This window comes from Nocardia sp. NPDC058497 (assembly GCF_042720195.1).
In the GTDB taxonomy this organism is placed as follows: domain Bacteria; phylum Actinomycetota; class Actinomycetes; order Mycobacteriales; family Mycobacteriaceae; genus Nocardia.
In genome coordinates this window covers 1-10,250 of record NZ_JBHXMY010000183.1, presented here as the reverse complement: position 1 = coordinate 10,250, position 10,250 = coordinate 1, and the positions used below count along the sequence as shown (strand labels likewise).

Here is a 10,250-nt window from a genome sequence, read left to right as displayed (position 1 = left end):
TGCCTGCCTTCGACATTGCGGGTCGAGGTGGACGCGCAGCGCTGGCCCGGCTCGAGCTGATCGGGATTCATGCCAAGGCACATCGAGCAGCCCGCCTGGCGCCATTCCGCGCCGGCGGCGGTGAAAATCTCGCCGAGTCCTTCTTTTTCCGCCTGCGCGCGCACCTTCATCGACCCGGGTACGACCAGCATTCGCACACCGTCGGCGACGTGGCGTCCCTTCAAAACATCGGCGACCGCACGCAAATCCTCGATCCGGCCGTTGGTGCAGGAACCGACGAATACGGTGTCCACGCTGACCTCACGCAGCGGCGTTCCCGGCGTCAGGTCCATGTAGCGCAACGCCTTCTCGGCGGCGTCGCGCTCGCTGTCGTCGGCGATCTGGGCCGGATCCGGCACGTTCGCGCCCAGCGGCAGGCCCTGGCCCGGGTTGGTGCCCCAGGTGACGAACGGGGTCAGTACGTTCGCGTCGATATGGACCTCGGCGTCGAAAGCCGCGCCCTCGTCGGTCTTCAGCGCCTCCCAGGCGGCCACCGCGGCGTCCCAGTCCGCGCCCTGCGGCGCGTGCGGGCGGCCCTTCAGGAATTCGTAGGTCACCTCGTCCGGGGCGATCATGCCCGCGCGGGCGCCCGCCTCGATGGACATGTTGCAGATCGTCATCCGCGCTTCCATCGACAGCTTGCGGATCGCCTCGCCGCGGTACTCCAGCACATAGCCCTGGCCGCCGCCGGTGCCGATCTGGGCGATCACGGCCAGGATCAGGTCCTTGCTCGTGACGCCGGGCGCCAATTCGCCGTCGACGGTGATGGCCATCGTCTTGAACGGGCGCAGCGACAGCGTCTGGGTGGCCAGCACGTGCTCGACCTCGCTGGTGCCGATGCCCATCGCCAGCGCGCCGAACGCGCCGTGGGTGGAGGTGTGGCTGTCGCCGCACACCACGGTCATGCCCGGCTGGGTCAGACCCAGCTGCGGGCCGACCACGTGCACGATGCCCTGCTCCACATCGCCCATCGGGTGCAGGCGGACGCCGAACTCGGCGCAGTTGCGGCGCAGCGTCTCCACCTGGGTGCGCGAGATCGGGTCGGCGATCGGCTTGTCGATGTCGACGGTGGGGACGTTGTGGTCCTCGGTGGCGATGGTGAGATCAGGCCTGCGCACCGGCCGGCCTGCCGCGCGGAGCCCGTCGAAGGCCTGCGGGCTGGTCACCTCGTGCACGAGGTGCAGATCGATGTAGATCAGGTCGGGTTCGCGGGAGGAACCTTCGCCGGCACCGGTAGTGACGACGTGCTGTTCCCACACCTTCTCGGCCAGTGTGCGGGCGCGCTCGGCCATGGCTTGATCACCTTTCGACGGGCATACTTGGAGTCTCAACATATGAGACGTTAGTATCGTTCTATGAGACAGCATAGCGGTATCGGTGTTCTGGACAAAGCCGTGGCGGTGCTCTACGCCGTCGCGGACGAGCCATGCGGTCTCAACGACCTGTGCACCCGCACCGGCCTGCCCCGCGCCACGGCGCACCGGCTGGCGGTCGGGCTGGAGACGCACCGGCTGCTGGCACGTGACGGCAACGGGCTGTGGCGTCCCGGCCCCGCGCTCACCGAACTGTCCGCAGGGGCCGCCGATCCACTGGTGGAGGCCGCAGGGTCCATTCTGCCCCGTCTGCGGGAGATCACCGGCGAGAGTGTCCAGTTGTACTGCCGCGACGGGCACGCGCGCGTCTGCGTGGCCGCGCTGGAGCCGCCCGTCGGCCTGCGCGACACCGTGCCGGTCGGCTCCCGGCTCCCGCTCACCGCGGGCTCGGCGGCCAAGGTGCTGCTGGCATGGGCCGATCCCGAACTGCAGCGCACCGTCCTGGCCGACGCGGTGTTCGGCGATCGCGCGCTGGCCGAGGTCCGCAAGCGGGGGTGGGCGCAGAGCGCCGCGGAACGCGCGCAGGGCGTGGCGAGCGTCTCGGCGCCGGTCCGCGACACGGCGGGCCTCGTGGTGGCCGCGGTGTCGGTCTCGGGCCCGATCGACCGGATGGGCAGGCGGCCGGGCGCGCGCTGGGCCGCCGATCTGGTCGCCGCCGCCGAAGCGCTGCACAAGCGGTTGTAGAACGAAGAAGACCCCCGGTCGAATTCGACCGGGGGTCTTTCTTTGTAGCCCCGACGGGATTTGAACCCGCGCTACCGCCTTGAGAGGGCGGCGTCCTAGGCCGCTAGACGACGGGGCCAGGACGATCTCACCGAAGTGAAACCTTGCTGGGGTACCAGGACTCGAACCTAGAATGGCTGAACCAGAATCAGCTGTGTTGCCAATTACACCATACCCCAAGGATGGAAACGCTCGGCCTGGCGTCTCACCGGCTGGTTGTCGGTGTTGCGAGGCCGTGTTCCGCGGCGAGAAGAAGATTACCAAACACAGTGGGGTAAACTACAAATCGCCTGGTCAGAAGCCTATTTTTGGTTGTTTTGGCCGTTCCGGGGCGGCTGCGGACCGGCCGCATCCGCCCCGGACGCGCTCACTGCGCGGCGGGCACCCAGCCACGCGCGGCACGGAGCCGGTCGAGCGAGACCTCGCGGCCCAGCAGCTCCATCGACTCGTACAGCGGCGGGCTGATGTGCGAGCCCGTCACCGCGACGCGCACCGGCGCGAACGCCTTACGCGGCTTGAGCCCCAGATCGTCGATCAGCGCCTTCTTCAGCGCCTCTTCCAGGGCCGGCGTCGTCCACTCGGCCAGCGGCTCCACGGCGGCGAGCGCGGCGTCGAGCACCGGATCGGCCTCGGCGCCCAGGTTCTTGCCGCCCGCGGACTGGTCGATCGCGAACTCCGCCGGCTCGACGAACAGGAACTTCAGCAGGTCCCACGCGTCGCCGAGCACCACGATGCGGGTCTGCACCAGTTCGGCCGCGGCGAGGAAGGCCTTCTCGTCGATTTCGGCGCCGATATGACCCTGCGTGGTGAGGTACTCGCGCAAACGGTGACCGAAATCACCCGGCTCGAGCAAACGAATCTGCTCGGCATTGATGGCGTCGGCTTTCTTCTGGTCGAAACGGGCCGGATTCGAATTCACCGTCGAAATGTCGAATGCCGCCACCATCTCCGCCATGGAGAACACATCGCGGTCCTCGGCGATACTCCAGCCGAGCAGGGCCAGGTAATTCAGCAAACCCTCAGGGATGAATCCGCGATCACGGTGGACGAACAGATTCGATTCCGGGTCGCGCTTGGACAGTTTCTTGTTGCCCTGGCCCATCACGAACGGCAGATGACCGAACTCCGGCGTGAACTCCGCGACCCCGATACGCTGCAGCGCCGCGTACAACGCGAGCTGGCGCGGCGTCGAGGACAACAGATCCTCACCACGCAGCACATGGGTGATCTTCATCAACGCGTCGTCGACCGGATTCACCAGTGTGTAGAGCGGATCGCCATTGCCGCGAGTGAGCGCGAAGTCGGGCACGGTACCGGCTTTGAAAGTGGTTTCGCCGCGCACGAGATCGTTCCAGCCGAGATCTTCGTCCGGCATCCGCAACCGGATCACCGCGGGCCTGCCCTCGGCCTTGTAGGCCGCGATCTGCTCGGCGGTCAGGTCACGATCGAAATTGTCGTAGCCCAATTTCGGGTCACGACCGGCCGCGCGATGCCGTGCCTCGACCTCGTCCGGCGTCGAGAAGGATTCGTAGGCCTCGCCCGCCGCGACCAGCTTGCGCACGACCTCGAGGTGCTGATCGCGGCGCTGCGACTGCCGGTACGGCTCGTAGGGGCCGCCGACCTCGGGCCCCTCATCCCAGGTCAGGCCGAGCCAGCGCAGCGCGTCCAGGATCGCCCGCTCGGAATCGCGTGCGGCGTCGGTGTCTTCGATGCGGAAGACGAAGCTTCCGCCGTGGTGGCGCGCGTACGCCCAGTTGAACAGCGCCGTGCGGATCAGGCCGACGTGCGGCGTGCCGGTCGGCGACGGGCAGAAACGGACCCGTACTTCAGTCATGACTCTCTCTCCGCGGTATCAGCGCTTGGTGGCAACAGGATTGGTGAGGGTGCCGATGCCCTCGACGGTGACCGACACGTTCTGCCCTGCCTGCAGCGGGCCGACGCCTTCCGGTGTGCCGGTGAGGATCACGTCACCGGGCAGCAGGGTCATCACGGTCGACACCCATTCGACGATCTTGGGGATATCGTGCAGGAACAGCGACGTGCGGCTGCGCTGGCGGACCTCACCCTCGACCTCGGTGACGATCTCCAGATCGCTTGGATCCAGCGCGGTTTCGATCCACGGGCCGAGCGGGCAGAACGTGTCGTAGCCCTTGGCCCTGGTCCACTGCCCGTCGTGGCGCTGCTGGTCGCGGGCGGTGACGTCGTTGGCGACGGTGTAGCCCAGGATGACGTCGGCGGCCTTGGCCGCGGGCACGTCTTTGCACGGACGGCCGATCACCACCGCCAGCTCGCCCTCGTAGTCGACCTGAGACGAGCTGGGCGGCAGGATGATCGGCGCGTTCGGGCCGACGATCGCGGTGTTGGGCTTCATGAAGATGACCGGGTCGGCCGGCGCCTCGCCGCCCATCTCGGCCGCGTGGGCGGCGTAGTTCTTGCCGATGCAGATCACCTTGCTCGCCAGGATGGGCGCCAGCAGGCGGACATCGGCCAGCGGCCAGCTCCGGCCGGTGAACGTCGGCGAGCCGAACGGGTGTTCGGCGATCTCCTTGGCGGTGGCATCGCTGCCGTCACCTTCGATGCTGACGAACGCGACTCCATCGGGACTGGCAACTCGACCTAAGCGCATGCCCCGGAGTCTATCGAGACGCGCCCACCTGCCCGAACGCGCCCGGGATGCGGCGTCCGGCGAGTGATACGCGCGCGGGCGGAGTGCGGGCAATCTCACACCGATGTGATTCGAAGCCGCTGCCCGCCTGCGGGATTCGCACTCCACACCGTCCTCGCCGGTTGTGATCTGTCAGACACCGAATCCAGGGGCGTCATTCGGCGGTCACGGGTGTACCGTGAACCCGGATGTTCACAACATGAGACATCAATCTCAAATATTGAGATGCAATCGTGCAACCCGGCGAGGTGAGAATCGTGACAGAGGTGCGGCCGACGGCCGAAGTGACCAGGATCGGCGACGGCAGACGCTGGCTGATGCTCGCCCTCGGCGTGTTCGCGCAGACCTCGAGTTCGATCTTCATCCACGGCACCCCGTTCCTGCTGCCCGCGCTCACCGCGCGCGGCGATTCCCTGTTCGCCGCGGGCGCGCTGGTCGCCCTGCCGACCGTCGGCCTGGTGTGCACGCTGATCGCGTGGGGCTATGTCGTCGACCGGATCGGTGAACGCATCGTGCTGGTGGCGGGCACGGCGCTGATGTTCGTCGCCGGGGTAGCCGCCGCGCTGGTGGACAACCCGATCGCGTTCGGCGCGCTGCTGTTCCTGGGCGGTGTCGGCGCGGCCAGCTCCAACGGCGCGAGCGGCCGGGTGATCGTCGGCTGGTTCCCGCCCGACCGGCGCGGCCTGGCCATGGGCATCCGCCAGACCGCCCAGCCGCTGGGCGTCGGCCTGGCCGCGCTGAGCATTCCGTGGGTCGCCGAACACCACGGCATCCCCGCCGCCCTGCTGGTCCCCGCGCTGATGGCCGGTATCGCCGCGGTCGGTTGCCTGGTCGGCATCGTCGACCCGCCACGCCCGCCGGCCAAGGCCGCCGACCGCGCCAACCCCTACCGTGGCGATTCCACCCTGTGGCGCATCCACGCCGTGTCGATCCTGCTGGTCTTCCCGCAGGCCACCCTGTGGACCTTCGCCCTGCTGTGGTTGCACCGCGACCTGGGCTGGTCGCTGGCCGCCGCGGGCGCCCTGATGACGGCCACCCAATTCCTGGGCGCCGCAGGACGAATCGGCGCGGGCGCCTGGTCCGACCGGGTCGGCAGCCGCCTCGGCCCGCTGCGCCAGGTCGCCGTCGCCGCCGTCGTCGCGATGGCCGCCCTGACGATCACCGCCTGGACCGACTGGTGGTGGCTGGCCGTCCCCCTGATGGTCGCCGCCTCGGTGATCTCGGTGTCGGACAACGGCTTGGCCTTCACCGCGGTTGCCGAAATCGCCGGCCCGTTCTGGAGCGGCCGCGGCCTGGGCATCCAGAACACCGGCCAAAACCTCGCCATCGCCGCCATCCCACCGGTTTTCGGCCTCCTGATCACCGCCACCGGCTTCCCCGCCGCCTTCGCCGTGGCCGCCATCGCCGCCGCGGCGGCGGTCCCGCTGGTTCCGAAGGATCAGGAAGAATAGCTGCGCCACACCATATTTCGACCCGGCAGAAACAAATCGAACGGGTCCAACGACGAAGGCCGCGCCGGGAAACTGGAGCGGCCCTTCGGCAGTTCGGTGTTCTCAGACGATGGTGGCGATCCGATCGCCGACTTATCCCAGTGGGGGTGGTAGCTGGCGGCCGATCAGAAGTCGATCAGTTCGGCAGGATCGAATGAAACCCGAACATCGTTGACACCCTGGACTTCTGCGGTGAACAGCGCCCCGGATCCCACCGGCGGATCAGCACGATAGGTTCCGGTTTCAGCGTCCAGCCGCAGGCGGAGAATGCGAATGTCGGGGCGGTGCTCCACAATCCAGTACTCAGGGACGCCCAATGCCGCGTACTCGCGGACCTTGCGAACCCGATCGGTCCGTTCGCTGCCGCTACCCGGTGAAACCACCTCGACCGCGAGCAACAGATCCAGACCTGGCAGCAGTTTAGGCACTTCGTCCACGATCACCGCTCTCGCGACATCGCGCGGAACAACGATGATGTCCGGTTTACGGACTCCGGAAGGTGTGCTGACCTCCCATTCGCCCCCGTCGAAGACCATCAGGGAGCCATCAGGCAACGCCGCCTGCAGAATTTCGGCGAGGCGTCGCGCGATCCAGTTGTGTCGAGCCCCCGCTGCCACCTCGACCAACCACCCGTCTTCGAGTTCAAACCCTTTGCCATCCTCCGGCAGGTCATGCAGATCGAGCACAGTGTAGGGGCCGAAGCCACTGTCACCGGCAGCGCGGTCCACTGTCATCTCGCCTCCAGATCTGGTGTCGTGGGCTTCCCCTGGGTCAGTCCAGCGGCCCGGTCGACACACCCCGCTGGTTTCAGTTTAGGACCGTGCCAGATTTGTGTGTAGCGCCGCACCGGTCAAGCCAAGGAGGCTGACGCCGGTGACATTCGCGGGGCCATAACCAAGTGACGGCCGGTTCTGGCCCCGCGTGTGTTCAGTGTCCTCAGACGATGGCGGCGATCCGGTCGCCCACCTCGACGGTGGAGGCGGTGCCGGAGCGCGAGGCCAGGTCTTTGGCGACGGCGGACTCGATGCGCGCGGCGCCCTCGGTGTTGCCGAGGTGGTTGAGCAGCAGCGAGACCGACAGGATGGCGGCGGTCGGGTCGGCCTTGGACTGGCCCGCGATGTCGGGGGCGCTGCCGTGGACCGGCTCGAACATCGACGGGTTCACGCCGGAGGCGTCGATGTTGCCCGAGGCGGCCAGGCCGATGCCACCGCTGACGGCGGCGGCCAGGTCGGTGATGATGTCGCCGAACAGGTTGTCGGTGACGATCACGTCGAAGCGGCCCGGGTCGGTCACCATGTGGATGGTGGCGGCGTCGATGTGCTGGTAGGCGGTCTGCACCTCGGGGAACTCGGCGGCGACCTCGTTCACGGTGCGCTGCCACAGCGACCCGGCGAACGTGAGCACGTTGTTCTTGTGCACGAGGGTCAGGTGCTTGCGGCGGTCCTGCGCGGTGGCGAAGGCGTAGCGGACCACGCGCTCGATGCCGAAGCGGGTGTTGGTGGACACCTCGGTCGCGACCTCGTGCGGAGTCTCGACGCGGATCGCGCCACCGGTGCCGGTGTAGGGGCCCTCGGTACCCTCACGCACGACCACGAAATCGATGTCGGGGTTGCCCGCCAGCGGGCTGGTGACACCCGGGTACAGCCGCGACGGACGCAGGTTCACGTGGTGATCCAGCGCGAAGCGGGTCTTGAGCAGCAGACCGCGCTCGAGCACACCGCTGGGCACCGACGGGTCGCCGATGGCGCCGAGCAGGATCGCGTCGTGCTGCTTCAGCTCGGGCAGCACCGACTCCGGCAGGATCTCGCCGGTGCGGTGGTAGCGGGCAGCGCCCAGGTCGTATTCGGTCTTCTCGACACCGGGCGACACCACGTCGAGCACCTTGAGCGCCTCGGCGATGACCTCGGGACCGATGCCGTCACCGGCGATGACTGCGAGTTTCATGAACTAACTCCGTTCGAAGTCGGGGCGGATCGTGCCGCGCCGGGGATACAGGTACGCGCCGCCACCGTGGGGTGACGGCGCGCAGCTGCCGATGTCCCGGAGACCGGGACGTCACAACTCAGGCCAGGTCGACCAGGACGACCTTGGCGGCGCCGACGGCCTCGGCGATCGCGGTCTGCACCTCGTCGGACACTTCTTGGTTGACGCGCAGGACCACGGTGGCGCCTTCGGCGTCCACGTCCTGGCTCAGCTGCGCGGCCAGGATGTCGATCTCGGCCTCGCCCAGCTTGGTGCCGATCTTGCCCAGCGCGCCCGGCTTGTCGCTGTAGTTCAGCACGGCCAGGTTCAGGCCCTCGGCGCGCATGTCGTAGTTGCGGCCGTTGATGTTGACGATCTTGTCGACCAGGCTCGGCTCGGTCAGCGTGCCGGCGACATTCAGGGTCGAGCCGTCACCGAACACGGCGCGCAGGTCGACGACGCTGCGGTGGTTCGGGCTCTCGGTGGCGGTGGTGACCTCGGCCGTGATGCCGCGCTCCTTGGCCAGCGCCGGGGCGTTGACGAAGGTGACCTGGTCCTCGACCAGCGCCGAGAACACCCCGCGCAGCGCGGACAGCTCCAGCACGGCCACGTCCTGCGAGGCGAGCTCGCCGCGCACCTGCACCTCGACGCTGACGGGCAGCTCGTTGGCGATGGCACCGAGCAGCGCGCCCTGCTTGCGGACGACGTCGAGCCACGGCGCGACGACATCGTTGACCGCGCCACCGGTGACGTTCACGGCGCCGGGCACGAATTCACCGGCCAGCGCCAGCAGCACCGACTTGGCGACATCGGTGCCCGCGCGGTCCTGGGCCTCGGCGGTGGAGGCGCCCAGGTGCGGGGTCACGACGACCTCGGGCAGCTCGAACAGCGGGCTGTCGGTGCACGGCTCGGTCTCGAACACGTCCAGACCGGCGGCGCGCACGTGGCCGGACTTGATCGCATCGGCCAGCGCCTGCTCGTCGATCAGGCCGCCGCGGGCGGCGTTGACGATGATGACGCCCGGCTTGGTCTTGGCCAGCGTCTCGGCGTTGAGCATGCCCTTGGTCTCGGGCGTCTTCGGCAGGTGGATCGAGATGAAGTCGGCGCGCTCGAGCACCTCCTCCAGGCTCAGCAGCTCGATGCCGAGCTGGGCGGCGCGAGCGGGCGATGTGTAGGGGTCGTACGCGACGATCTTGGTCTCGAAGGCCGCCAGACGCTGCGCGAACAGCTGGCCGATGCGGCCGAGGCCGATGACGCCGACTGTCTTGCCGAGGATCTCGACACCGTTGAACTTGCTGCGCTTCCAGGTCTTCTCACGCAGGGTGGCGTCGGCGGCCGGGATCTGGCGCGCGGCGGCGAGCAGCAGGGTGACGGCGTGCTCGGCGGCGGTGTGGATGTTGGAGGTCGGCGCGTTGACGACCATCACGCCACGCTCGGTGGCGGCGGGCACGTCGACATTGTCGAGGCCGACGCCGGCACGGGCGACGATCTGGAGCTTCTTGCCCGCGTCGAGCACCTCGGCGTCGACGGTGGTCGCGGAGCGCACGAGCAGCGCGTCGGCCTCGGGAACCGCGGCGAGCAGCGCCGGGCGGTCGGGGCCATCGACCCAGCGAACCTCGACACCGTCACCGAGCGCGTCGACGGTCGACTGGGCGAGCTTGTCGGCGATCAGAACTACAGGACGGCCTGCTTGGCTCACTGTGGGGTACTCCTGGGGAAGAGAGGGGGTCGGCAGTTACCGCCGACCAGAATAGTCGCCGGAGTTCGGCTGCCCTTACCCCCCTGCCGAAAACCGGGTGAACCCTGGGCGTCGCGCCGCTTACCATCACGCCATGTCCTTGCGCACCGTTCCCGACTCGATGGATCCGGCCGTGGTGGCCGCCGTCGACGCCGAGCTCGACCGGGTGGCGGCCGAGCACCGCGGGGGCCACCCGCGGGGCCGCCCAAACGGCCGCCCCGCGTGGGGGGTTGCCACGGCCGCGTGAGACAAAAAAAAGC

General features: G+C 68.4%; 9 protein-coding genes and 2 tRNA genes. 3 read left to right on the top strand and 8 right to left on the bottom strand.

What is annotated here, in order from left to right; genetic code table 11:
• On the bottom strand, window positions 1-1,331 hold a 1,331-nt coding region (gene leuC / locus ACFWPJ_RS14835), incomplete at its 3' end, for a 3-isopropylmalate dehydratase large subunit (RefSeq protein ID WP_378851357.1).
• Between the two features lie 63 nt (window positions 1,332-1,394).
• Between leuC and ACFWPJ_RS14830 the strand changes: the two genes are divergently transcribed.
• On the top strand, window positions 1,395-2,096 hold the full coding sequence (locus ACFWPJ_RS14830; RefSeq protein ID WP_378851355.1) for an IclR family transcriptional regulator: 702 nt from the start codon (window positions 1,395-1,397) through the stop codon (window positions 2,094-2,096).
• Window positions 2,097-2,141: 45 nt separating this feature from the next.
• Here ACFWPJ_RS14830 and ACFWPJ_RS14825 read toward each other — a convergent pair.
• The 4 genes from ACFWPJ_RS14825 to ACFWPJ_RS14810 all read right to left on the bottom strand — a co-directional run bounded on the left by ACFWPJ_RS14825 (window position 2,142) and on the right by ACFWPJ_RS14810 (window position 4,761).
• Window positions 2,142-2,214 (bottom strand) — tRNA-Glu (locus ACFWPJ_RS14825).
• A 28-nt stretch (window positions 2,215-2,242) separates the two neighbouring features.
• A tRNA-Gln gene (locus tag ACFWPJ_RS14820) sits at window positions 2,243-2,314 on the bottom strand.
• A gap of 188 nt (window positions 2,315-2,502) precedes the next feature.
• The gene (gene gltX / locus ACFWPJ_RS14815) at window positions 2,503-3,969 is read right to left on the bottom strand and encodes a glutamate--tRNA ligase (protein ID WP_378851353.1); all 1,467 of its coding nucleotides are present in this window, start codon (window positions 3,967-3,969) and stop codon (window positions 2,503-2,505) included.
• Between the two features lie 18 nt (window positions 3,970-3,987).
• On the bottom strand, window positions 3,988-4,761 hold the full coding sequence (locus ACFWPJ_RS14810) for a fumarylacetoacetate hydrolase family protein (protein WP_378851351.1): 774 nt from the start codon (window positions 4,759-4,761) through the stop codon (window positions 3,988-3,990).
• A 356-nt stretch (window positions 4,762-5,117) separates the two neighbouring features.
• Here ACFWPJ_RS14810 and ACFWPJ_RS14805 point away from each other — a divergent pair, with 356 nt between their 5' ends.
• Entirely contained in the window at window positions 5,118-6,251 is a 1,134-nt protein-coding gene (locus ACFWPJ_RS14805; RefSeq protein ID WP_378851359.1) for an MFS transporter, read from the top strand.
• Window positions 6,252-6,415: 164 nt separating this feature from the next.
• On the opposite strand, the gene ACFWPJ_RS14800 is transcribed toward ACFWPJ_RS14805, so the two are convergent.
• The 3 genes from ACFWPJ_RS14800 to serA form a co-directional block, all read right to left on the bottom strand.
• A complete protein-coding gene (locus ACFWPJ_RS14800; RefSeq protein WP_378851348.1) occupies window positions 6,416-7,024 on the bottom strand; it encodes a Uma2 family endonuclease in 609 nt (202 codons plus the stop codon).
• Window positions 7,025-7,226: 202 nt separating this feature from the next.
• Window positions 7,227-8,234: a 3-isopropylmalate dehydrogenase gene (locus ACFWPJ_RS14795; RefSeq protein ID WP_378851345.1), complete on the bottom strand. Its 1,008-nt coding sequence runs from the start codon at window positions 8,232-8,234 to the stop codon at window positions 7,227-7,229.
• Window positions 8,235-8,352: 118 nt separating this feature from the next.
• Window positions 8,353-9,951, bottom strand: coding sequence for a phosphoglycerate dehydrogenase (gene serA, locus ACFWPJ_RS14790; protein ID WP_378851342.1), 1,599 nt, complete (start codon window positions 9,949-9,951; stop codon window positions 8,353-8,355).
• A 133-nt stretch (window positions 9,952-10,084) separates the two neighbouring features.
• Between serA and ACFWPJ_RS14785 the strand changes: the two genes are divergently transcribed.
• On the top strand, window positions 10,085-10,237 hold the full coding sequence (locus tag ACFWPJ_RS14785; RefSeq protein WP_378851339.1) for a hypothetical protein: 153 nt from the start codon (window positions 10,085-10,087) through the stop codon (window positions 10,235-10,237).
• Window positions 10,238-10,250: the final 13 nt, after the last annotated feature.